Raw genomic sequence first — 24,339 nt, 5'->3', positions numbered from 1 at the left:
CAGAAACTTAAATTGTTAACTATTTGTTTAATTTTCAAACCATAGTCTAGCTATACTTAAAAATTCAGACTTAAATTGTTTCAAAATTTAGTTAATAAAATTCCAACATTATATTCTAAACGGTCTACAAAAAAAGTGTAAATTTGCGACGCAATTATGGACGAAAAGGCAGATTCAAAAAATCAAGAGATTGTTAAAAGTGTATTCACTAGCTTTTTAGAAAGCAACGGGCACCGCAAAACCCCCGAGCGATATGCCATACTACAAGAAATTTACAACAACAAAGATCATTTTGATATAGAATCCCTATATCTTAATATGAAAAACAAAAAGTATCGTGTATCTCGTGCAACACTTTACAATACAATCGAACTACTTTTAGAGTGTAAATTGGTTAGAAAACACCAATTTGGTCAAAACCAAGCGCATTACGAGAAATCTTATTTCGATAGGCAACACGATCATGTAATTCTTACCGATACTGGAGAAGTTATAGAATTTTGTGATCCTAGAATACAATCAATTAAAAAAACTATCGAAGAAGTTTTCGATATAGAAATTAATAACCACTCACTCTATTTTTACGGAAATAGAAAATCAACAACTAATAACTAATTTATTACAATGGCAGTAGATTTACTACTTGGACTACAATGGGGAGACGAAGGCAAAGGAAAAATTGTTGACGTACTAACTTCAAACTACAATATTATAGCACGTTTTCAAGGTGGCCCAAATGCGGGACACACTTTAGTTTTTAATGGCAGAAAACATGTACTACACACCATTCCTTCTGGGATATTTCATGATGAAGCTACCAATTTAGTTGGTAACGGCGTGGTTATAGACCCTGTAATATTTAAAGGTGAACTTGACAAATTAGAAGAACAAGATGTTGATTATAGAAAATCTTTAATGATTTCTAGAAAAGCACACATCATTTTACCTACACATAGGTTACTTGATGCTGCAAGTGAAACCTCAAAAGGAAAAGCCAAAATTGGATCTACTTTAAAAGGAATTGGCCCGACGTATATGGATAAAACCGGTAGAAACGGTATTCGTGTTGGTGATTTAGAATTAAGCGACTGGAAAGAACGTTACAGAGCATTGGCAGATAAGCATGAATCTATGATTGCTTTTTACAATGTTGAAATAGAATATGATTTAAAAGAATTGGAAAATGAATTTTTTAAAGCTGTTGAAGTTTTAAAATCTTTAAAATTTATTGATTCTGAAGAATATATATATCAGGCTCAAAAATCTGGACAAACTATTTTAGCTGAAGGTGCTCAGGGTTCTTTATTAGATATTGACTTTGGAACGTATCCGTTTGTAACTTCTAGTAACACAACTGCAGCTGGAGCTTGTACTGGTTTAGGCGTTGCCCCTAATCAAATTGGCGAAGTATTTGGAATTTTCAAAGCCTACACAACACGTGTTGGTTCTGGACCATTCCCTACAGAATTATTTGATGAAGATGGCGCAACTATGGCCAAAGTAGGTAACGAATTTGGTGCTACTACTGGACGCCCAAGACGTTGCGGATGGTTAGACTTAATAGCCTTAAAATATGCATGCCAAGTAAATGGTGTTACACAACTTATGATGATGAAAGGCGATGTACTTTCAGGTTTTAAAACCCTAAAAGTTTGTACAGCATACAAATATAAAGGGGAAGTTATTGAGCATTTACCATATAACATAGAACCTGAAAATGTTGAGCCTATTTATACTGATTTTAGTGGATGGAACGAAGATTTAACTGAAATGTCTGAAGCCTCTCAAATGCCTAAAGCACTTATCGAGTATATCGAGTTTTTAGAAAAAGAATTAGAAATTCCTATTACCATTGTATCAGTAGGACCAGATAGAAAACAAACTATTTTTAGAAAATAACTTTTTTAAATTATATCAATATAAGAAAACGCTCCAAACATTTTGGAGCGTTTTTTGTTTCAAAACAATTATACTTCATATTAATCGTTATTTTTGCTATAAACAATCTTTATTTTGAACAAACAACAAGTTATATTTTTCATGCTCTTATTTGGTTTTGTACTAACAATGAGTTTGCATGCCCAGTCTACAAAAAAAATCAAAATTGAATATGCAGGTAAATTAACAATTGATGAAAACAATTATCCTGGAGCAAAAGTTTTAACCAGAGATGATGCACAACAAGTTCACATAGAACATAGCGGAGCTAATATGTGGTGCGATAAAGCCATTCACTACAGTAAAGACAATTTTATTGAAGCTTATGGAAATGTTATTTTAAAACAAGGGGACACCATTAATATGACTTCACAATATGTTGAATATAGCGGCTTAACCGAATTAGCTTTTGCTAGTGGTGATGTGGTTATGACAGATCCAAACTCTACCATTACTTCAGACACGCTTTATATGGATAGAACAAAACAACAAGCCTTTTATAGAAGTGGTGGTACCGTTGTTAAAGATTCTTCCGGAACTATTACTAGTAAAATTGGCAGATATTATATGGATCAAAAAAAATACCAATTTGTCGAAGATGTTATTTTAGTTAGTGATGAGTCTACCATAAATTCAGACTACTTTGATTTTTATTCAGATACAGGGTTTGCTTATCTTTTTGGCCCTTCAACCATAACAACAGAAGAAAGTAAAACGTACTGTGAAAAAGGATTTTATGATACTGAAAACAAAGTTGGTTATGCCCTTAAAAAGGCAAGAATAGATTACGACAATAGAATTATCGAAGGCGACAGCTTATACTTTGATAATAATAAAAGTTTTGCTTCTGCTACAAACAATATAACGGTTACGGATACTATAAACAAAAGTATTATAAGAGGGCATTATGCCGAAGTTTTTAAAGAAAAAGACTCCGTATTTATTACTAAACGTGCTTTGGCTATTACTGTTCAAGAAAAAGATTCGGTTTACATCCATGCCGATAAAATTATGGTTACTGGAAAACCTGAAAATAGAATTATTAAAGCCTATTATAATGCGAAAATTTTCAAAACCGATTTAAGTGGAAAATCAGATTCTATTCATTCAGATCAAAAAACAGGAATTACCAAGTTATTAAACATCCCTAGGCTTTCTAAAGGAGATAAGTTCTCAGTAGTACGCAAACCTATTCTTTGGAATTTAGAAAACCAAATGACTGGTGACACTATTCATTTACTTTCCAATAATGAAACAGAAAAAATAGACTCGCTTCTTGTTTTTGAAAACGCCTTTATTATAAGTAAAGATACGATTAGTAAAAATGGTTACAACCAAATAAATGGCAAACGATTGGTTGGTTTATTTGATGATGAAAATCAGTTAAAACAAGTTGATGTAACAAAAAATGCGCAATCCATTTTTTATGCAAGAAATGACAAACAAGAACTTATAGGTATTGATAAATCTAAATCTGGAAGTATTACCATTTTATTTTCTGAAGGAGACATAGACGAATACACACGCTATAATCAAATTGATGGGAATTTGTTTCCAGAATCTAAATTCCCCGAAAAGGAAAAATTTCTAAAAGGTTTTGATTGGCGTGAGGAAGAAAGACCTAAAAGTGTTGAAGATTTATTTAAAGATGATCCGCCTCTAGAACTACCAATAATTAAAGGTTTGGATGATTATATACCTCAAGAAGATTTCTTTGATGAATCATTAAATGAAAGAATTAATGCGTCTAAACGAGTTTATAAATTCAAAGTAAAAGAAGCAAAAGAGGTAAAAGAGGTAAAAGAAGTAATAAATTTAATCGTTTATGAAAATGAGTTTGAAAACCCCAAATGGGGAAAAAATAGTTTAAAAGTAAACCCTAATGCGACAACTGCACCGAATAATCAAATGGTTGCACATAGCATTGAAGCTACAGCCAATAAAAACGGATACATAAATCAAGCTATTGATCGAGTTTCTGGTGATTTCAAGTTTTCAATTTGGTTAAAAGGAAAAGGAAAGGTTAAAATACAAATTCAAGAAGCAGCAAAAGATTACACAAGTTACAATAACCTAATGATTAATTTAACGAACAATTGGAAGCAGTATCATGTTATTGCTAAAAAGGAAAACGACGGAAGCAGAATGAGATGTGTATTAAGTGATATTGGAAAAGAAGATAAGGTATATATATGGAAATCTAATTTAGTAGAAATACAAAAACTACCATCGCAAAAACAATCACTTAAAACCAAACCTAAAAATCTTCATAATTAATTTAAGAATAAGAGGAATGATTTTTAATTGTTTTTTGAAATCTCAAAATCTAGCTTCAAGAAATTGAACTCATTAATCTCAATCCAAAAGCGGAATTAGTTCAAATAACAATTTAGAACACTTGTTGTCAAAACTTTTCGAAATTGAGTTTCACTAATAATAAAAGAATAAATGAAATCTGATTTCATAAAATACCAAGCACAAACAACGCCTCACCCGCTAGCAATGGAAATTTCCCATGCTACGGGATCTTACATATTCGACACCAATAATAAATCTTACTTAGATTTTGTAGCTGGAGTATCTGCATGCCCTTTGGGTCACAATCACCCCAAAGTTGTAGATGCTATAAAGAAACAATTAGATAGTTACATGCATGTTATGGTTTATGGAGAATACATTCAAAAGCCAGCATTAGAACTCACCAAACTATTAGCAAAACATTTACCAGAATCTTTACAGAAAACGTACCTAACTAATTCTGGAACCGAAGCTATTGAGGGTGCATTAAAATTAGCTAAACGCGCTACCGGGCGAAGTGAAATTATTGCAGCCAATAAAGCGTATCATGGTAATACCATGGGAGCCATGAGTGTTATGGGCTTTGAAGAACGCAAGCAAGCTTTTAGACCGCTTTTACCCGATGTAAAATTTATTGATTTTAATAATGAAGATCAATTAATTCAAATCACAAATAAAACAGCATGTGTCATTCTAGAAACTATTCAAGGTGGTGCAGGTTTTATTGAACCCTTTAATGAATACCTCAAAAAAGTTAAAGCAAAATGCAATAAAGTTGGAGCACTTTTAATTTTAGACGAAATACAACCTGGCATTGGGAGAACAGGTGAACTTTTTGGTTTTGAACATTACAATTGCATTCCAGATATTCTTGTTACCGGAAAAGGCCTAGGTGGCGGTATGCCTATTGGTGCTTTTACAGCATCAAGTGAATTAATGGATTTACTTCAAGACCATCCAAAATTAGGACATATTACAACTTTTGGAGGGCATCCGGTTATTGCAGCTTCTGCCTTAGCCACATTAAAAGAAATTACAGAAAGTAATTTAATTCAAGAGTCTTTAGAGAAAGAACAACTGTTTCGAAAACTTTTGGTGCATCCTTTAATACAAGAGATTAGAGGAAAAGGATTAATGCTGGCATTTATTACACCATCTGCAGAAGTAACAAATTCTTTAATTTTAAAATGCCAAGAGCGTGGATTAATTTTATTTTGGCTTCTTTTTGAACCTAAAGCAGTAAGAATAACTCCGCCTTTAACCATCTCTAATGATGAAATCAATAAAGGATGTCAAATAATTATTGATGTTTTAGGCGAAATACAACATGACAAATAACTACCTAACACACTATTAATCAATACAAAACACCTCAATACCTCATAAAATAGGACAACTGTTGATTACTTTGTTAAAAACAATTATTGAAAATCCCACAGTAAAGCAAATAGAAGCTTAAATTTATTCTTGTAAAAACTTACAAAAGCGCTTATGGAGTTTAGTCATAATGACAACAACAATTTGCCTCTTACCAAGTTTGAATCGATGTTAAAAACTAATCATGTTTTGTTCTTCGACTCAGAGGAATTCGAAAACATTATTCATCATTACCTTAACCAAGGTAAAATTGCCTTATCTAAAAAAGCCATTAAATTGGGTTTAGATCAACACCCAACATCAATTAACTTAAAACTTTTTAAAGTCGAAATTTATATTTTTGAAGACAAGCTAGATGAAGCTGATATACTTTTAAATCAATTATACAATCTAGACCCTAATAACGAAGAAATATACATCCAAAAAGCTAATATCTTTTCAAAGAAAGACAATCATGAGCAAGCTATTGACGTTCTAAAGAATGCCTTAAAACTTACTGATGATGTTGTAGATTTATATTCACTTATTGGTATGGAATATTTATTTCTGGACCAATTTGAAAATGCTAAAACATACTTCATGAAATGTTTAGAGGTAGACATAAATGATTATTCAGCATTATATAATATTATCTACTGTTTCGAATTTTTGAATCAAAATGAAGAAGCTATTTCTTATTTAAATACATTTTTAGATAAAAACCCATATTGCGAAGTTGCATGGCATCAATTAGGTAAACAATATTTTGCTTTAAAAGATTATAATAAAGCATTAACAAGTTATGATTTTGCAATTATATCTGACGACACATTTGTTGGTGCATACCTAGAGCGAGGTAAAGTTTTAGAACAACTTAAGCTATATCAAGATGCCATAGAGAATTACACAATTACCTTAAAGTTAGACGAGCCTACTTCTTTTGCATTATTACGCATTGGTTGTTGCTATGAGAAATTAGAAAATTTCGAATTAGCGCTTCAATATTATGATAGAACGGTTCACGAAGACCCGCAATTAGATAAAGGTTGGATAGCAATAACAAAATTTCACAATAAAAAAGGAGACTATCAAAAAGCATTATTTTTTATAAATAAAGCTATAAATATTGACTCTGAAAATATTGCTTATTGGAAATTATATTCTCAAATTAATCAGCGTTTAAAATTTTATGAAGAAGCAGAGCGTGGTTATAAAAAAGCTATAGAATTAGGAAACTACGAACTTAAAACTTGGTTATCTCGTGGCGATTTATTAATAAAACTAGGTGAACCAAAAACGGCTATTTTAAATTTTGAACAAGCTATAGAATTTTACCCTGATAACGCCGAATTAGAATATAGATTAGCAGGCTTATATTTCACTTTAAAAGACTTTGACAAAGGCACTTTTTATCTCAAAAACGGGTTCAAGCATAATGAAGATTATAGCTTCATTATAGAAGAACTCTTCCCTAGAGTATCTAAAGATCAACTCGTAAAAAAGATACTTAAACAAAACTAACAACAAGTAAAGGTTGCTTACTCTTTTATTTGTTTTTTTTTAGTTGTCAATTGTATACCTTTGGTTTTCGTAAAAAAAGATTACTATGCAAAGAAGTCTCAAAGATTACTTAATCATTTCATTTAAAGGATTAGCAATGGGAGCTGCAGATGCTGTTCCAGGAGTTTCTGGCGGCACAATCGCTTTTATTTCTGGGATTTACGAAGAGCTTATTTCTACAATTAGTAATATAAATGGATCGCTTTTTAAAACACTTTTTAGTAAAGGGCTAAAAGCATTTTGGCAACAAGCCAATGGCAATTTTTTGTTGGCTTTACTTTCAGGTATTATTATCAGTTTCGTCTCGTTTATGAAACTTGCAAAATATTTACTTGAGCACCATCCTGTTTTAATTTGGTCATTCTTTTTTGGACTAATCGTGGCCAGTATTTATTTTGTTGGAAAACAAATTACAAAATGGAATTTAGTTTCTATAATAGCACTAGTAATTGGGGCTGGTATTGCATTTTACATAAGTAAGTTACCATCCTTGGGAACTAATGATAATCCTTGGTTTTTATTTTTAGCAGGCTCAATTGCTATTTGCGCCATGATTTTACCAGGTATTTCCGGGTCCTTTATTTTAATTATTCTTGGTGCTTATAAAACACTTAGTAATGCTATTCATGATGTTGATATTAAAAAAATCATAATCTTTGGCACAGGTGCACTTATAGGGTTATTAAGCTTTAGCCATGTATTAAAATGGCTATTTAAACATTACCATAATGTAACATTAGCTTTGTTAACAGGATTCATATTTGGATCTTTAAATAAAGTTTGGCCTTGGAAAAACACTTTAACTTGGCATACCAATTCAAAAGGCATAAAAGCACCATTAATGCAAGAAAGTATTTCTCCTTTTTCTTTTGACGGTGATAACCAATTTATGTTCGCCTTACTTTTAATGATATTAGGATTTTTAACTATTTTTATTCTTGAACGTGTAGGATCAAAAAAATAGTAATGGAAAGCACCAGAACTTTTACCGACAAACTTTTTCTAATCTTAAAAGGATTAGGTATGGGCGCTGCGAATAAAGTTCCTGGAGTTTCTGGAGGTGTGGTAGCTTTTGTTGCTGGGTTCTACGAAGAGTTTATTTATTCACTCAGAAAGGTAAATAAAACAGCTTTCAAATTACTTTTTAACGGACGTTTTAAAAGTTTTTACAATTACATTAATGGTCGTTTTTTAAGCTTACTGTTCTTAGGAATGATAGTAAGTTATTTTAGCATTTCAAAAGTATTAGATTATCTCATCAAACAATACGAGCTTTTTGTTTGGTCTGTATTTTTCGGGATGATTATTGGTTCAATCTATTATATAAACAAAGATTTTAAAGACTGGAAATTCAAAACATACATCTCACTTGCCATAGGTATTTTACTTGGCGTTGGTGTTAGTTTTTTAAATCCCGCTAAAGAAAATGATAACCTTTGGTTTGTTTTTTTCTGCGGAATTATTAGCGTTTCTGGCATGACATTACCTGGGTTTTCAGGATCATTCATCCTAATTATTCTTGGAAATTACGTTTTACTTTTAGTTGATTCTGTAAATGCACTATTTGATTCATTTTCCGAAATAATTAGTGGTGATTTTAGTTTTATTAGTAATTCAGAACGCATTAGAATGTTAAAGGTCTTGGCCGTATTTACTTTAGGATCGGTAACAGGTTTGGTAACATTCTCCCATGTATTAAGTTATATTTTAAAACATTATAAGAGCATAACACTCTCAGCAATAATTGGTTTTATTATTGGCTCATTAGGTGTGGTGTGGCCATGGAAAGAAACTATTTATAAACTTGATGAAACAGGGCGTGTTTTATTAGATTCAAGGGGAGAAATGGTTATTAAAAACTATCAGCGTTTTATTCCAGATTTAAATACCGAAACTTATTACGCTATTTTTTTCATTATCCTTGGAATTGCTATAGTTTTGGCTTTAGAATGGTACGGACAAAAAACAAGAAAAGTAACATGAACAAATTAGGATTATTAGGTAAAGATATTTCATATTCATTTTCAAGAACATATTTCAAAAAAAAGTTTGAAGATGAAGGTATTGATGATGTTTCCTATGAAAATTTTGATATTGAAAACATTAATTTATTTCCTTCAATCATAAAAAACACAAAAGGCATTAAAGGGTTAAACGTCACTATTCCATATAAAGAACAAGTTATTCCTTTTCTTGATAAAATCAATAAAAAAGCAAAAGCTATTGGTGCAGTTAACACTATTAGAATAACTAAAAAAGGAAAATTAGTAGGTTACAATACAGATTGTTATGGGTTTAAAAACACATTAAAACCCTTTGTAAAACCACATCATAAAAAGGCTTTAATTTTAGGAACTGGTGGTGCAAGTAAAGCCATTGCTTATTCGCTAGATGAAATGGGCATAAAATATAAATATGTGTCTAGAACTTTAAAAGATGGTGTTAGTTTTACATATGATGCATTAACAGAAAAAGATGTTAAAGAACACGAAATTATTGTTAATTGCACGCCATTAGGGACATTCCCTAATATTGAAGATTGCCCTAACATTCCATATGCTGGAATAAGCAAGAATCATATTTTATTCGATTTAATTTACAATCCTTCAGAAACTAAATTTCTTCAACAAGGCAAACAAAATAAAGCAACAATAATCAACGGATTGAATATGCTGAGACTTCAAGCAGAAAAATCTTGGTCTATTTGGGATATAAAATAAAACAGTTCATAGGGCTTTGTAAATACTTTACTTGTTAGTATCTTTAATGTCGAAAGTAATTTTGACGAACCTTAACATTTTTAAAAAATGTCTGATATTAACATACCTCAAGAAGAAGACGGAAATAAAGAAATTAATGCTACTGAAAATTCCGCAGAAACAACTGAAAATCAAAACTCTGAAGACACTTCTAATACTACAGAAGCGGCAGATGAGTCTGTTAAAACACCTGAAGTTGTTGAAGAACACGATGAGGTTATTAATGAAATAGAAGAATCTAACGCTGAAGACGCCGAAGACGAAGGCAACAAAGATAGACATACCATTGAAGTTAAGGCTTATGATACCATGTCTTTAGAATCTTTAGCTATAGAGTTGGAAAAGCTTATTGAGAACGAAAAGGTACAAGCTATTAAATCTCATGTTGATAATATTAACGCTGAGTTTAAGACTAAGTTCCAGGCATTAGTAGATGAAAAAAAGGAGGATTTTATAAATGATGGAGGTAATGAAATAGACTTCTACTACAACTCTCCGGTACAGAAAAGATTTAAAGAAGCCTATAGAGCTTATAGAAAAAAGGTTAATGCACATTACAAAAGTTTAGAGCAAAATTTAAAACAAAATTTGGCTGACAAGCTTGAAATAATTGAAGAATTAAAAGGCTTAATTAATGTTGAAGAAAATATAAACACAACATACAAGCATTTTAAAGAACTACAAGAACGCTGGAGAAATACAGGTCCTATTCCAAGAGATAAATACAATAATGCATGGAATAGCTATCACCACCATGTCGAGATTTTCTATGATTTTTTAAATATTAATAGAGAGTTACGCGACTTAGATTTTAAGCACAATCTAGAAAAGAAATTATTAATTATAGAACGTGCTGAAGAATTAGCACAAGATGAAGATGCCATGCGTGCATTTAGAGAGCTTCAAGAACTCCATAAAATGTGGAAAGAAGAACTTGGACCTGTGCCTAGAGAGCACCGAGAAAGTATTTGGGAACGTTTTAAAATTGCTACAAAAACTATTAATGATAAACGTCAAGTTTATTATAAAGAGATAGATAAAATCTACGAGAAAAACCTTGAACAAAAACTTGAGATTATTTCTAAAATTGAAGATATAGCAACACAAGACACAAACTCTCATGGTTCTTTACAAAAGAAAATTAAAGCTATAGAGGAATTAAGAGAAGCTTTTTTTAGTGCTGGTAAAGTACCAATAAAAGTTAATGAAGCTACTTGGGCAAAATTTAAAGATGCCGTAAGATCGTTTAACAGAAAGAAAAATGCCTTTTATAAAAATCTTAAGAAAGATCAATTCAAAAACCTGCAACTTAAGCTAGATTTAATAAAAATTGCTGAAGACAATAAAGAAAGTGACGACTTTGAAGCGACAACACCTTTGATGAAGAAAATTCAAAGTGATTGGAAAAAGATTGGTCATGTTCCAAGAAAAGACAGCGATAAAATATGGAAGCGTTTTAAAGCGGCTTGTAATGAGTATTTTGATAGAATTCATGCGAAACGAAATGCTGCTAGCGAAGAACAAGTTGAAGCCTATAACAAAAAGAATGAATTCTTAAAAAGCTTAAAAGATTTAGAACTCCCAACGGATAAAGAAAAAGGTATTGAAACCATAAAGGAGCAAATTAAGGAATGGCAAACTTTAGGTCGTGTACCTAGTGACAAACGCTATATTGATGGTAAGTTTCAAAAAACCATTGATGGTTTATTAACAGATTTAAAAGTTGATAAAACGGAGGCTGAAATGATTAAGTATGAAAACAAACTTGATAGCCTTAATGATTCTGACGATAAAAGAAACTTAGATAATGAGCGCAGTTTTATTCGTAAGAAAATTGACGAAGTAAAAGGACAAATTAATCAGTTAGAAAACAACTTACAGTTTTTCACTAATGTTAATGAAGATAATCCATTAGTCAAAGAAGTCCATACGAATATTAAAAAGCATAAAGATGCTTTAGATATTTGGAAAGCTAAACTTCAAAAGATTAAAAAACTATATTAATTAGTTGTTATCTGAAAATAGTTAACTGAGAATGAGGCTGAAAACTACATTTTTTTAGCCTCTTCCCAAAACACATCCATTTCTGCAAGTGTCATATCTTGTAGTGGTTTATTTAAACTTTTTGCTTTGCTTTCTAAATATTGAAAACGCTTAGAGAATTTTTTATTAGTGCGCTCTAAGGCATTTTCTGGGTTAATATTTAAAAACCTAGCATAATTGACCATTGAGAATATAACATCACCAAATTCGCTTTCCATGTTATCTTGATTGCCAGATGCTACCTCAACTTTAAACTCGTTTAGCTCCTCCTCTACTTTTTCCCAGACCTGTTCTGGCTTTTCCCAATCAAAACCAACACCAGCTACTTTTTCTTGAATTCTATTTGCTTTGACTAAAGCAGGTAAACTTTTTGGAACACCTTCTAAAACACTTGTTTTACCTTCTTTTAGTTTAAGGTTTTCCCAATTTCGTTTTACGTCTTCTTCATTTTCAACTTTAACATCGCTATAAATGTGCGGGTGTCTGTGTATTAGTTTATCGCAAATGGTGTTACACACATCGGCGATATCAAAATCTTTGGTTTCGCTTCCTATTTTAGAATAGAATACAATGTGCAACAGCACGTCTCCTAACTCTTTTTTAACCTCCTCTAAGTCGTTATCTAGAATAGCATCACCAAGTTCGTAAGTTTCCTCTATGGTTAGGTGGCGTAAAGTTTCCATGGTTTGCTTTTTATCCCATGGGCATTGCTCCCGTAACTCATCCATTATGGTTAGTAATCTATCGAAAGCTTTTAGTTGATTTTGTCTAGAATTCATTTGTTTTGTTTTTGTAAAAATACAATTTTGATTATGTTGAACTGGAATTATACTTGTAAAAAAGTGCTTGACTTTGTCAGAAAAAAAACGACAAATTCGTTTAGCAATCGATAAAGTTCATTGAAACGGAACTTTATCTTTGCATTGTACAACATTTACGAAAAATAGAAACATTATAAAATGAAATTTACCTAATGACGTAATTATTGATTTTATATGCAAAATAAATTTATATGTCATGTAGTATATGCCTTAACATTTACAGCACTATACAGGATAGTCTAAATCACTAAACACTTTATATTTAACAATAAATTACTGATTATTAATAATTTTTAAAAAAATCGATTATTAAAATGACTAAGCTTTTAACTTTATTTTTAGCACTATTTCTCGTATTAAATGGCTACACTCAAAACTCATTTGTAAAAGGATATTATATTAATAATTCCAATGAAAAAATAGATTGTCTAATAAAAAATGATGATTGGTTAAATAACCCAACTAACTTTAATTATAAAACTACTGAGAGTTCAGAACAAAAAACTTTGACTATTAATCAGGTCAAAGAATTTGCTATTTTAAACAAATCAAAGTATGTAAGGCATACCGTTAATATTGATAGATCTACTAATATCATAAACGATATGGATTACGATAAAAAGCCCATTTTCAATAAAGAAGAATTATTTTTAAAAGTACTTTTAGAAGGGAAAGCCAACTTGTATGGATATGAAGATAGTGGCTTAATTAGATATTTTTTCAATAAGGAATTAACTGATGTAAATCAATTAGTCAATAAAAACTATTTAACTTATGAAGGGCAAGTAGCCAAAAACAATGAGTTTAGACGACAATTATGGAATGAATTAAAATGTGAGGGTATTTCAATGCAACACCTTGCAAAAATAAACTACAGACAATCTGAATTAATTAAGTTTTTTATAACCTATAATGAGTGTAACAATTCAGAATTTATTAATTATCAAAAAAAACAAAAGAAGAATTTATTCAATTTAACGCTGCGCCCTGGAGTAAGAAGTTCATCACTTGTTTTAAAAAACGCGAATTATAATTGGAAAGAAATTGATTTTGGTAAGGGTTTAACCTCTTTTAGATTTGGATTAGAGGCGGAATTTATTCTAGGTTTTAACAATAATAAATGGGCATTACTTTTGGAGCCTACATACCAAAATTTTGATTCAGAAGCTATAATTGTTTCAAGTCAAACTACTGGCGAGAGATTAATTGCTAACATAAATAATGAATCTATTGAAGTTAATTTAGGATTAAGATATTATATGTATCTCAATGATAACCTAAAACTCTTCACGAATGCTTCAATGCTTATTAATAGCAGTATTAATTCATCAGTTGCTGTTAGAGTAGAAGGTTCTTTAGGTACACCAATATATTCAACAGACAGTATCTCAGGTATTAACGCAGCTATTGGTTTTGGAGGCGCCTATAAGAGCAAGTATAATTTAGAATTAAGATACCTACCAAGTAGAAATATTTTAAGTGCCCAAGGGGCTTGGGGTACAGAATTTTCATCAGTATCGATGGTGTTGGGCTATTCTATATTCTAAAATATAAACAAGCGAACTAAACCTTCCGCATTAGAAAACTCAAATAAAACAGACCTGTTTAGGTTTAATCCCAATAGGTCTGTTTTAGAATATACTATACTTTGTTAACCTATTAAGCGTTTGCCTTTTTTATCAAATTAAGTGCTGAACCTTCGTTATACCATTCAATTTGTGCTTGGTTATAGGTGTGATTTAATTTAATGGTGTCTTTAGTGCCATCTTCATGAACGGCTTCAAGAGTTAATTGTTTACCTGGTGCGAATTCATTTAAATCGATAAAGTTAAAGGTATCATTCTCTTGGATTAAATCGTAATCTGCTTCGTTATTAAAGGTTAAACCTAACATACCTTGCTTTTTAAGGTTTGTTTCGTGAATACGTGCAAACGATTTTACAATAACAGCAGCAACCCCTAAATGCCTTGGTTGCATAGCGGCATGCTCTCTTGATGAGCCTTCGCCGTAATTATGGTCGCCAACTACTATGGTTTTTATTCCTGCTTTTTTATATGCTCTTGCGGTATCTGGAACGCCGCCATAATCGCCTGTTAATTGGTTTTTAACAAAATTTGTTTGTTTGTTAAAAGCGTTAACTCCTCCAATTAAAGTATTATTAGCAATATTATCTAGATGCCCTCTAAAACGCAACCATGGGCCTGCCATAGAAATATGATCTGTGGTACATTTACCAAAGGCTTTGATTAAAAGTTTAGCGCCTGTAATAGAGCTCCCTAAAGGCTCGAATGGTGTTAGAAGTTGTAAACGTTCGGAATCATCTTTTACCGTAACCTGAACATGACTTCCATCTGCCTCTGGTGCTAGATAGCCATTTTCTTCTACCTCAAAACCTTTAGGTGGTAATTCCCATCCTGTTGGCTCATCGAACATCACTTCTTCTCCGTTTTCATTTATTAAGGTATCTGTTAATGGATTGAAGTCTAAACGCCCCGCAACTGCAATAGCTGCCGTTATTTCTGGTGATGCCACAAAAGCGTGCGTATTTGGGTTACCATCGGCACGCTTGGCAAAGTTTCTATTAAAAGAATGTACGATACTGTTTTTTGGTGCATTTTTTGGATCGCTATATCTTGCCCATTGGCCAATACATGGACCACAAGCGTTTGTAAATATTTTTGCTTCTAAGTTTTCGAAAATACCTAGAATACCATCGCGCTCTGCTGTGTAGCGTACTTGCTCTGAACCTGGGTTTATTCCTAATTCGGCTTTAATTTTTAATCCTTTATCTAAAGCCTGTTGTGCTATTGAGGATGCTCTTGATAAATCTTCATAAGATGAGTTTGTACAAGATCCTATTAATCCCCATTCTACTTTTAATGGCCAATCGTTATCTGTAGCCTTTTTAGTCATTTCTGCCCCAACAGTTGTCGATAAATCTGGTGTAAAAGGGCCGTTTAATAATGGTCCTAATTCAGATAAATTAATATCTATAACTTGATCGAAATAATCTTCTGGATTAGCATATACTTCAGCATCTGCGGTTAAATGTTCTTTTACAGCGTTTGCAGCATCAGCAACATCTGCTCTATCTGTAGCACGTAAATAGCGTTCCATAGATTCGTCGTAACCAAAAGTTGATGTGGTAGCTCCTATTTCAGCTCCCATGTTACATATAGTTCCTTTTCCTGTACATGACATGGATGTAGCTCCGGGTCCAAAATATTCAACAATAGCTCCCGTTCCACCTTTTACGGTAAGAATTTCGGCTACTTTTAAAATCACGTCTTTTGGCGCTGTCCAACCAGAAAGTTTTCCAGTTAACCTAACCCCAATTAATTTAGGGAATTTAAGTTCCCAGGCCATACCTGCCATAACATCGACCGCATCTGCACCACCAACACCAATAGCAACCATACCTAATCCGCCTGCATTTACAGTATGCGAATCGGTTCCTATCATCATTCCGCCAGGAAAGGCATAATTTTCTAACACTACTTGGTGAATAATACCAGCTCCCGGCTTCCAGAAACCAATACCATATTTGTTTGATACAGATTCTAAGAAATTAAAAACCTCACTACTTACGGTATTAGCATGTTTTAAATCTTTTGCAGCACCTTCTTTAGCTTGAATTAAATGATCACAATGCACCGTTGTAGGTACAGCAACCTTAGCTTTTCCGGCTTGCATAAACTGCAATAGTGCCATTTGTGCCGTTGCATCTTGACATGCTATACGGTCTGGTGCAAAATCTACATAATCTTTCCCTCTAGCAAATGCTTCTTTAGGTATACCATCCCATAGATGAGAATACAATATCTTTTCAGAAAGTGTTAGTGGTTTGCCTACAATACTGCGTGCCTTATCAACGCGCTCTGCCATGTTGGAATACACCCCTTTAATCATTTCGATATCAAATGCCATAAAATTTGTTTTTATATTATTCTACAAGTACTCAATATACAAAATAAACTACCTAGATACAAGCCAACAAATTGTTAAAACTGGAAGACACTAACGTTACATTTCAAATTAATGCTTCTAAATATTAAAACTACAATTGTAAATTTCTCATTTAAATTAAAGAACATCTTATTTGAAACAAAAAAATCCCGAACCTAAGGCTCGGGATTTAAATTATAATAATTTAAGCTTTTAATTAGCTTACTAAGCTCTTTGTAGATGGCTTAAACTTAGTTAAGACAATACCTTTAACAGCTGCTTGATATTCTTTTATAGTTGGAGTTCTTCCTAATATAGTAGATAATACTACAACTGGTGTAGATGATAATAAAGATTCTCCTTTTTTCTCATCGGTATCTCTTACAACACGACCTTGGAATAAACGTGTAGAAGTCGCCATTACAGTATCTCCTGCTTCTGCTTTTTCTTGATTACCCATACATAAGTTACAACCCGGACGCTCTAAATATAACATATTCTCATACTTAGTACGTGCTAATCCTTTTGGTGCGCTATCGTCAAATTCGAAACCTGAATATTTTTGTAAAATTTCCCAGTCTCCTTCTGCTTTCAACTCATCAACAATGTTATATGTTGGAGGTGCAACTACTAAAGGCGCTTTAAATTCTACTTTACCATGTTGCTCTTCAATATTCTTTAACATTTGAGCTAAGATTTGCATATCTCCTTTATGAATCATACAAGATCCAATAAATCCTAAATCTACTTTCTTAGTTCCTCCATAGAAAGATAATGGTTGAATATTATCGTGTGTGTAACGCTTAGATACATCTTCATTATTTACATCAGGGTCAGCAATCATAGGCTCGATAATCTTATCTAAATCAATTACAACTTCTTGGTAATATTTAGCATCAGAATCTGGTTTTAATGCCGATTTAATACCTGTTTTAATTTCTGTAATACGACTATTTGCCTTATCAACTAAACCTTTAAGATCTTGCTTAGGGTTATCCATTCCCTTGTCAATCATAATTTGAATACGATCTCTAGAGATTTCTAATGACTCAATTAAAGTATCATCTTCTGAAATACAGATAGATGCTTTTGCCTTCATCTCTGCAGTCCAATCTGTAAATGTAAATGCTTGATCGGAAGTTAAAGTACCAATGTGAACTTCAATAATTTTTCCTTGGAAAACATTTTCACCATCAAATTGATCTAACATTTGTTGTTGAGTCGCGTGAACCACATCACGGAAATCCATATAAGATTTCATTTCTCCTTTAAAAGTAACTTTTACAGACTCTGGAATTGGCATAGTAGCCTCTCCTGTAGCTAAAGCTAAAGCAACAGTTCCTGAATCGGCTCCAAAAGCAACTCCTTTTGCCATACGTGTATGCGAATCTCCACCGATAATTACATCCCAATCATCTACCGCTAGATCGTTTAATACTTTATGTATAACATCGGTCATTGCTGGATATTTCCCTTCTGGGTCACGTGCAGTAACTAATCCGAAGTCGTTCATAAACTTCATTAATCTTGGAATATTAGCCTTAGACTTATCATCCCAAACAGAAGCTGTATGACATCCCGATTGGTAACCACAATCTACAATTGGAGAGATTACTGTAGCAGCCATCATCTCTAATTCTTGAGAAGTCATTAATCCTGTAGTATCTTGAGAACCTACAATGTTTACTTCAACTCTAACATTTGAACCTGCATGCAATGTTTTACCTGGCGTAGTACCTACAGCATTTCTGTTAAAAATTTTCTCAACAGCAGTTAAACCTTGACCATCAATAGATACTTCTTTTGAAGCTGCATACACTTGAGGAACATTTATACCTAAAACTTTACAAGCAAATGTTTGTAATTTCTTTCCAAAAACAACAGCATAAGAACCTCCTGCTTTAATAAACTCCATTTTTGGTGGCGTTAAAGCTGTGGATATATCTTTTAACTCTTTATCTCCGTTATATAATTTTTTCTCTTTTGTATTTATAGTAAGAACTGTACCTGTAGCAACAGAATACTCTTCTTTCAAAATTGCTTCTCCTTCTTCATCTACAATTGTGTTTCCATCAGCATCTTTTTGCTTTACCCAGTTTTTTAAATCGATACCAATACCACCCGTTACACCAACAGTAGTTAAGAATATTGGAGCGATACCATTTGTTCCTGCTATTACTGGAGCTATATTAATAAATGGAACATAAGGACTAGAAGAAATACCCGTCCATAACGCAACGTTATTCACACCAGACATTCTTGAAGACCCTACTCCCATAGTACCTTTGTCAGCAATTAACATTACACGCTTATCTGGATGTTGCGCTTTTAAATCTAATAATTGTTGTTGCATCTCTTTGTTATGCTCAAACATACATTGACCGTGTAATTCGCGATCTGATCTTGAATGCGCATCTGCTCCTGGAGATAATAAATCTGTAGAAATATCACCGATACCCGCAACAAAAGTTACAATTTCTATTTCTTCGTCAACTTCTGGTAATTTTGTAAAGAACTCTGCTTTTGAATAACTTTCAATTAATTCTTTAGCAATTGCATTACCTGCTTTAAAAGCATTTTCTAATTTTTCTGTATCTGCTTCATATAAGAATACTTGTGTCTTTAATACCTTAGCGGCTTCAGCAGCAAGAGCAGCATCATTTCCTAAAGCTAAATCTAATAATACTTCAACAGAAGGTCCGCCCTTCATGTGTGAAAGTTGTTCAAAAGCTGAAGAAGGTGTAATTTCTTTTACAACTGATTCTCCTAAAATGATCTCTTTTAAAAACTTAGCCTTAACAACAGCAGCACTTGTAGTTCCAGGTAAAACATTATAAATAAAGAAGTTAAGAGATTGCTCTCTATATTCATTATCTAAATCTTTAATTTGGCTAATTAATGCACTTGTTAATTCAGCACCATCAATAGGCTTTGGATGAAGTCCTTGACCTTTTCTTTCTTCGATCTCAGCTATGTATTCTTGATAAATATTCATAAAAGAAGTTATTTTCAATGTTTAATTGGCTTGAATTGAAACACCCAATGCCATAGTTTGTATTAAAGTTGATTTATTTTCGTGATTGCAAACATAAATAAATTAACGCAAAGTTTTAAAAAGAAACCATGTAATACAACAAGTAATTATAGTTATTTATTATAGTGACATTATTTATTTAATTGATTATCGTTTTATCACTATTTTACAATTAAACCTGATGATTATTCAAGTTAATTATGAAAAAACCTCTTAATATATTTTGAATCTCTTAAATTAGTCATTGGATTTTCAAAATACTTATATAAAACATAAGCCAATAAAAATGAGATGAGCCAGTAAGCTGCCAATACTATAAGTTTTATAATATTTGATTGTAAACTTATATCTACGAAATACTGAATTGTAAGCAACACTATGGAATAATTAACCAAATACAATCCATAGGATAATATACTAATTGAGGTGATTTGAGTTTTGAAAAACCTCTTAGGATTCCATGATATAAAATAAGGAAACAGCAACAACAAACTCATGGATAAAAGCGGAAGGTAAAAGATATTAAAAAAGAGTGTTGCGCTTTCTGGTTGCACCCCAAAACTAAAAATTAAAATATGTATTCCGAAAAAAAGGAAAACACCTAAACAAAAAAATAGGCTTTTAAATTTAACTATTAAACTTTTGTAATTAAACATAATGAAAGCTGCCAAAAACCCATAATATATGCTATCGATTCTATAAATTACAACTTTGCGAATGTGCTGGCTCCATTCGTGCATGGAATGTATATTGTTATTTAAATGAAAATTAAGCCTAAAACAGGTTACAACAATTATTATACTAAAAACTGTTATTAAAAACAGGTTATTATAATTTGCTTTTTTCAAGCAATACAATAAAACAAATAAAATTAAAGGGCCAATAATATAGGCATATTCCTCGATAGACAAGCTCCAAGCTTCGGTAAAAAAATCTGGATGGGGACTTTTGAAATTTTGTAAAAAAACGAAATAAGTCCCAATTCCATCTAAAACCTCCCCTTTTAAAATAAATAAAAGCACGATGTTTAAAAGCAGAATCAAAAAATAATTTGGTAAGGTTCTAAACCAGCGGCGAACCCAGAAATAACAAAAATCTTTAAATTTAGTATTTCCTTTTTGTAATTGTTTTAAAATGATAGTTCCAATTAAAAAGCCACTTAAAACAAAAAATAAATCGACACCAACCGTACCGAAAAATTGAATTACAGTAATTAATATGTGTTGTTGATTAGGAAAAAGTAATAGCGTGGAATGCGAAAACAACACCAATAAAATGGCTATTGCTCTAAGAACATCTAATCCAAAGTTTCTATTTTTTAAATTTTTATACATCGAAGGTTATTCAATGCAACTAATTTAAAACAAACTTTTAATAATCTGCTCTTCTGTAACACCTTCAGCTTCAGCTTTATAGTTTTTTATTATTCTGTGGCGCAGTATACTTTGCGCTACGGCTTGAACATTTTCTATATCTGGTGAAAACTTACCATGAATAGCTGCGTGCGTTTTTGCAGCTAAAATTAAGTTTTGAGAAGCTCTTGGTCCTGCTCCCCAATCGATATAAGTTTTAACTAAATCTGGTGCAGCATCAGAGCTTGGTCTTGTTTTACCAACCATTGTTACTGCATATTCAATAACATTATCGGCTACAGGAATGCGGCGAATTAAGTTTTGAATATCCACAATATTTTGTGCAGAAAACAAAGCATTAACTGTTACTTTATTATCTGTTGTTGTTGCTTTTACAACTTGCACTTCTTCATCGTAAGATGGATAATCCAAATTAATTGCAAACATAAAACGATCCAATTGTGCTTCTGGTAAAGGATAAGTTCCTTCTTGTTCTATTGGGTTTTGTGTAGCTAGAACAAAATACGGTAAATCTAATTTGTAATGATGTCCTGCAACTGTAACAGAACGCTCTTGCATAGCCTCTAATAAAGCGGCTTGAGTTTTAGGTGGCGTTCTATTTATTTCATCGGCTAAAATAATATTAGCAAAAATAGGTCCTTTTATAAATTTGAAATGACGGTCTTCGTCTAAAATCTCACTACCTAAAATATCACTAGGCATTAAATCTGGAGTAAATTGAATACGTTTAAAGTCTAAGCCTAATGCTTGTGCAATAGTATTAACCATTAACGTTTTGGCTAAGCCAGGCACCCCAATTAATAGTGAATGCCCTCCAGAGAAAATTGAAATTAGAATTTGAGAAACAACTTCATCTTGACCAATAATAACTTTGGCGATTTCCGATTTTAAATTTTCAAACTTTTTTACGAAGCCCTCAATGGCAGCAACATCAGACATATTATACTATATTTTTAACCAGTTACCAGAAAATTCACAAGCTCTATGCTCTTTACTAATCTTTATATAAGTATCTAGTATTTTTTCCTCTTGCCATTTTTCTATAGCTCTAATTTTCTTTTCTTCTAAAGCTAAATCTTTGATTTTTAAATAATCACGTGCATAATCAGCTTCATGCTCATCAATTCTATCAGTTACTGTTAGAAGTTTAAACTTTTGCCCACCAGTTCTATCTTCTTCTCTTAGAACCAAACTTACTTCATTATCTTTTAAGTTCTGAATTTGCGCATAAAGTTCAGGATCCATTCTAGTTAACTCAAAATTATAATCTTGAGTTGTAGGGTTAATTAATTGCCCACCATCGCCTCTTGTTTCTTTTTCATCGCTAACTTCTCTAGCTGCATCAGCAAAAGAAATATCTCCAGCCACTATACGCTCTCTAACTTTTTCTAGACGCTCTTTAGCTTCTTTAACAGCTTCACTAGAAACCTTTGGCGTTAGTAAGATATGAGCAACATCATACTCATACCCTCTAATTTTTTCTAAAGTAATAATATGGTATCCAAAATCTGTTTTAAACGGTTCTGAAACCTCGCCTTCTTGCAGAGCAAAAGCAACTTGCCTAAATTCTTTTACCATTCTAGGTTGCTTTTTGTTTAGTGTATACTTACCACCTTTACTAGCAGAGCCGGGATCTTGAGAATATAAAACAGCTTTAGAACGGAAACTTGCGCCTCGCTCAATAATATCTGCTTTAAACTGCTTTAAACGATCTATGATTTTTTGTTTTTCTTCTTCCGAAACCTGAGGTTCGGCAACAATTTGAGCCACTTTAAGTTCGGTACCAAAAGTTGGTCGTTGATCTTCTGGTATTTTATTAAAAAATGCTCTAACCTCTTCTGGAGTGATTTCTATTTCTTCAACAATTTTAGCTTGCATTCGCTGCGCCAATAAGTTTGATTTATTGATTTCGAACATTTCATCTCTAAAACTCTTTTCATCATCCTTATTATAGAATTCTAAAAGACGCTCCATAGAACCATTAGTTTGTTGAAGGAATTGTTGAATTTGGTAATCGACATTCTTTCTAACTTCTGCATCAGATACTGGCACACTATCTTGAATAGCATGGTGCGCATAAAGCTTTCTTTCTAACATTAAACCAAACAGTTCGCAATCTTCTATACCATCTACAGAACCTCCACTTGCTTTAATTTGATCTTTTTCTTTTTGAATGTCTGATTCTAAAACTATAAAATCTCCAACTACTGCCGCAACACCATCTACTTTTTTAGCATTTAATGCAACTACAGAATCTACTTTTTTTGTAACTGCTTTCACTTCATCTTCAATAACTTCTTGAGCCGTTGTAAATCCAACGATTAAAAAGGCTAAACATAAAGTAAGCACATGTTTTGTGTTAATCGTATATTTCAAATTGTTTGTTTTTAATGGCATCTTTTGTAATATCTTTTTCTAATTCTTTAATAAATTCAAGCTTACGTTTATTAATCACTATTTGATCGATAGTAGGCTTAACATATTCTAATGGTGCTGTATCATTTCTGACTAAAACATCATTAATTTGCATCAAATATACTCCTAATGAATCTTTGAGTTGTACAAAATTAGATTTTTTTAACAGTTGATTTCTGTTTTCTGGATTTACAGCTGGAATTTTTTTAAGAACTTGACTTAATCTTATCCAAATTGAATCGTTAAGTGAATAGGATTTAAATTGAATTGATATAGAATCTAAAGTGATTTTATCTTGTTCATTATAGCGCTTAAACTTTTTCTTTATATTATCAAAATCAATAATATTTTCGTTTACATGTATATAACGAAACTTAATAAGTTCTTCATTTAATTTAAAAACTTCTTTATTATTACTATAATAAATTTTAGCTTCATCAAATGGAACAACTGTATCTATACTTCTTTTAACTAACGCTTCAATATATGCTTTGCTATACAAGTCATTTTTATATTGATCTACTAACCTATTAAAGTCTTGTTGTTTTTCTTCACTTAAATTTAGCTTAGAACCGTCAACCAATAATTGTTGTGTTGCCCAGCGCTTAATAAAATTTTGAATAAAAAGCGTACTATCTTCTTTAGATGCGCCATCGGGAACTAAATTATCAACATCTTCATGATATAGATAATTTTCATTAACTCTAGCAATAGGTTCGCGCTCATCAGATTTTTTTAATAAATCGCAAGAGTACACCAATACTACTAATAACAGTAAACAGACTTTATTTCTCACC

At 32.0% G+C, this 24,339-nt stretch carries 17 protein-coding genes; 10 read left to right on the top strand and 7 right to left on the bottom strand.

What is annotated here, in order from left to right; all coding sequences use genetic code 11:
* Window positions 1-156 precede the first annotated feature (156 nt).
* From SJY43_RS09775 to SJY43_RS09735, 9 genes are all read left to right on the top strand, one after another.
* On the top strand, window positions 157-615 hold the full coding sequence (locus SJY43_RS09775) for a Fur family transcriptional regulator (RefSeq protein ID WP_396600552.1): 459 nt from the start codon (window positions 157-159) through the stop codon (window positions 613-615).
* Between the two features lie 9 nt (window positions 616-624).
* Window positions 625-1,899: an adenylosuccinate synthase gene (locus tag SJY43_RS09770; RefSeq protein WP_396600551.1), complete on the top strand. Its 1,275-nt coding sequence runs from the start codon at window positions 625-627 to the stop codon at window positions 1,897-1,899.
* A 141-nt stretch (window positions 1,900-2,040) separates the two neighbouring features.
* The gene (locus SJY43_RS09765) at window positions 2,041-4,215 is read left to right on the top strand and encodes an OstA-like protein (RefSeq protein ID WP_396603403.1); all 2,175 of its coding nucleotides are present in this window, start codon (window positions 2,041-2,043) and stop codon (window positions 4,213-4,215) included.
* A 171-nt stretch (window positions 4,216-4,386) separates the two neighbouring features.
* Window positions 4,387-5,574 (top strand): aspartate aminotransferase family protein, encoded by a 1,188-nt coding sequence (locus SJY43_RS09760; protein ID WP_396600550.1) that lies wholly within the window; start codon window positions 4,387-4,389, stop codon window positions 5,572-5,574.
* Between the two features lie 153 nt (window positions 5,575-5,727).
* A complete protein-coding gene (locus SJY43_RS09755) occupies window positions 5,728-7,113 on the top strand; it encodes a tetratricopeptide repeat protein (RefSeq protein ID WP_396600549.1) in 1,386 nt (461 codons plus the stop codon).
* An 85-nt stretch (window positions 7,114-7,198) separates the two neighbouring features.
* On the top strand, window positions 7,199-8,116 hold the full coding sequence (locus tag SJY43_RS09750; RefSeq protein ID WP_396600548.1) for a DUF368 domain-containing protein: 918 nt from the start codon (window positions 7,199-7,201) through the stop codon (window positions 8,114-8,116).
* Window positions 8,117-8,118: 2 nt separating this feature from the next.
* Window positions 8,119-9,135: a DUF368 domain-containing protein gene (locus tag SJY43_RS09745; protein ID WP_396600547.1), complete on the top strand. Its 1,017-nt coding sequence runs from the start codon at window positions 8,119-8,121 to the stop codon at window positions 9,133-9,135.
* Window positions 9,132-9,872 (top strand): shikimate dehydrogenase family protein, encoded by a 741-nt coding sequence (locus tag SJY43_RS09740; RefSeq protein ID WP_396600546.1) that lies wholly within the window; start codon window positions 9,132-9,134, stop codon window positions 9,870-9,872. Before SJY43_RS09745 ends, SJY43_RS09740 begins: the two co-directional genes overlap by 4 nt.
* A gap of 87 nt (window positions 9,873-9,959) precedes the next feature.
* Window positions 9,960-11,915, top strand: a complete 1,956-nt coding sequence (locus SJY43_RS09735) for a DUF349 domain-containing protein (protein ID WP_396600545.1) — start codon at window positions 9,960-9,962, stop codon at window positions 11,913-11,915.
* A gap of 44 nt (window positions 11,916-11,959) precedes the next feature.
* Here SJY43_RS09735 and mazG read toward each other — a convergent pair whose 3' ends face one another.
* Window positions 11,960-12,733 carry a nucleoside triphosphate pyrophosphohydrolase gene (mazG, locus tag SJY43_RS09730; RefSeq protein ID WP_396600544.1) on the bottom strand — a complete coding sequence of 258 codons (774 nt, stop codon included), beginning with the start codon at window positions 12,731-12,733 and terminating at the stop codon, window positions 11,960-11,962.
* Window positions 12,734-13,089: 356 nt separating this feature from the next.
* On the opposite strand from mazG, the gene SJY43_RS09725 reads away from it, so the two are divergent.
* A complete protein-coding gene (locus tag SJY43_RS09725) occupies window positions 13,090-14,322 on the top strand; it encodes a tRNA modification GTPase (RefSeq protein WP_396600543.1) in 1,233 nt (410 codons plus the stop codon).
* Between the two features lie 112 nt (window positions 14,323-14,434).
* On the opposite strand, the gene SJY43_RS09720 is transcribed toward SJY43_RS09725, so the two are convergent.
* The 6 genes from SJY43_RS09720 to SJY43_RS09695 form a co-directional block, all read right to left on the bottom strand.
* Entirely contained in the window at window positions 14,435-16,702 is a 2,268-nt protein-coding gene (locus SJY43_RS09720; RefSeq protein ID WP_396600542.1) for an aconitate hydratase, read from the bottom strand.
* Window positions 16,703-16,937: 235 nt separating this feature from the next.
* The gene (locus SJY43_RS09715) at window positions 16,938-19,715 is read right to left on the bottom strand and encodes a bifunctional aconitate hydratase 2/2-methylisocitrate dehydratase (RefSeq protein ID WP_396600541.1); all 2,778 of its coding nucleotides are present in this window, start codon (window positions 19,713-19,715) and stop codon (window positions 16,938-16,940) included.
* A gap of 233 nt (window positions 19,716-19,948) precedes the next feature.
* The gene (locus SJY43_RS09710; RefSeq protein WP_396600540.1) at window positions 19,949-21,088 is read right to left on the bottom strand and encodes an acyltransferase family protein; all 1,140 of its coding nucleotides are present in this window, start codon (window positions 21,086-21,088) and stop codon (window positions 19,949-19,951) included.
* 24 nt (window positions 21,089-21,112) lie between these two features.
* Complete coding sequence (locus tag SJY43_RS09705) at window positions 21,113-22,066, bottom strand: AAA family ATPase (protein ID WP_396600539.1); 954 nt, start codon at window positions 22,064-22,066, stop codon at window positions 21,113-21,115.
* Window positions 22,067-22,072: 6 nt separating this feature from the next.
* The gene (locus SJY43_RS09700; protein ID WP_396600538.1) at window positions 22,073-23,524 is read right to left on the bottom strand and encodes a peptidylprolyl isomerase; all 1,452 of its coding nucleotides are present in this window, start codon (window positions 23,522-23,524) and stop codon (window positions 22,073-22,075) included.
* The gene (locus SJY43_RS09695) at window positions 23,487-24,338 is read right to left on the bottom strand and encodes a peptidyl-prolyl cis-trans isomerase (RefSeq protein ID WP_396600537.1); all 852 of its coding nucleotides are present in this window, start codon (window positions 24,336-24,338) and stop codon (window positions 23,487-23,489) included. The genes SJY43_RS09700 and SJY43_RS09695 overlap by 38 nt, the downstream gene beginning before the upstream one ends.
* Window position 24,339 lies beyond the last annotated feature (1 nt).

The organism is Algibacter sp. R77976 (genome assembly GCF_044594645.1).
Taxonomy (GTDB): domain Bacteria; phylum Bacteroidota; class Bacteroidia; order Flavobacteriales; family Flavobacteriaceae; genus Algibacter_B.
This window is presented reverse-complemented; position numbering and strand designations above follow the sequence as displayed.

Coding starts and splice junctions, on each gene's coding strand:
- SJY43_RS09725 (WP_396600543.1), top strand. CDS start 13,090: ATGACTAAGCTTTTAACTTTATTTTTAGCACTATTTCTCGTATTAAAT.
- SJY43_RS09735 (WP_396600545.1), top strand. CDS start 9,960: ATGTCTGATATTAACATACCTCAAGAAGAAGACGGAAATAAAGAAATT.
- SJY43_RS09740 (WP_396600546.1), top strand. CDS start 9,132: ATGAACAAATTAGGATTATTAGGTAAAGATATTTCATATTCATTTTCA.
- SJY43_RS09715 (WP_396600541.1), bottom strand. CDS start 19,715: ATGAATATTTATCAAGAATACATAGCTGAGATCGAAGAAAGAAAAGGT.
- SJY43_RS09760 (WP_396600550.1), top strand. CDS start 4,387: ATGAAATCTGATTTCATAAAATACCAAGCACAAACAACGCCTCACCCG.
- SJY43_RS09705 (WP_396600539.1), bottom strand. CDS start 22,066: ATGTCTGATGTTGCTGCCATTGAGGGCTTCGTAAAAAAGTTTGAAAAT.
- SJY43_RS09750 (WP_396600548.1), top strand. CDS start 7,199: ATGCAAAGAAGTCTCAAAGATTACTTAATCATTTCATTTAAAGGATTA.
- SJY43_RS09710 (WP_396600540.1), bottom strand. CDS start 21,088: ATGTATAAAAATTTAAAAAATAGAAACTTTGGATTAGATGTTCTTAGA.
- mazG (WP_396600544.1), bottom strand. CDS start 12,733: ATGAATTCTAGACAAAATCAACTAAAAGCTTTCGATAGATTACTAACC.
- SJY43_RS09720 (WP_396600542.1), bottom strand. CDS start 16,702: ATGGCATTTGATATCGAAATGATTAAAGGGGTGTATTCCAACATGGCA.
- SJY43_RS09755 (WP_396600549.1), top strand. CDS start 5,728: ATGGAGTTTAGTCATAATGACAACAACAATTTGCCTCTTACCAAGTTT.
- SJY43_RS09745 (WP_396600547.1), top strand. CDS start 8,119: ATGGAAAGCACCAGAACTTTTACCGACAAACTTTTTCTAATCTTAAAA.
- SJY43_RS09700 (WP_396600538.1), bottom strand. CDS start 23,524: ATGCCATTAAAAACAAACAATTTGAAATATACGATTAACACAAAACAT.
- SJY43_RS09770 (WP_396600551.1), top strand. CDS start 625: ATGGCAGTAGATTTACTACTTGGACTACAATGGGGAGACGAAGGCAAA.
- SJY43_RS09775 (WP_396600552.1), top strand. CDS start 157: ATGGACGAAAAGGCAGATTCAAAAAATCAAGAGATTGTTAAAAGTGTA.
- SJY43_RS09765 (WP_396603403.1), top strand. CDS start 2,041: ATGCTCTTATTTGGTTTTGTACTAACAATGAGTTTGCATGCCCAGTCT.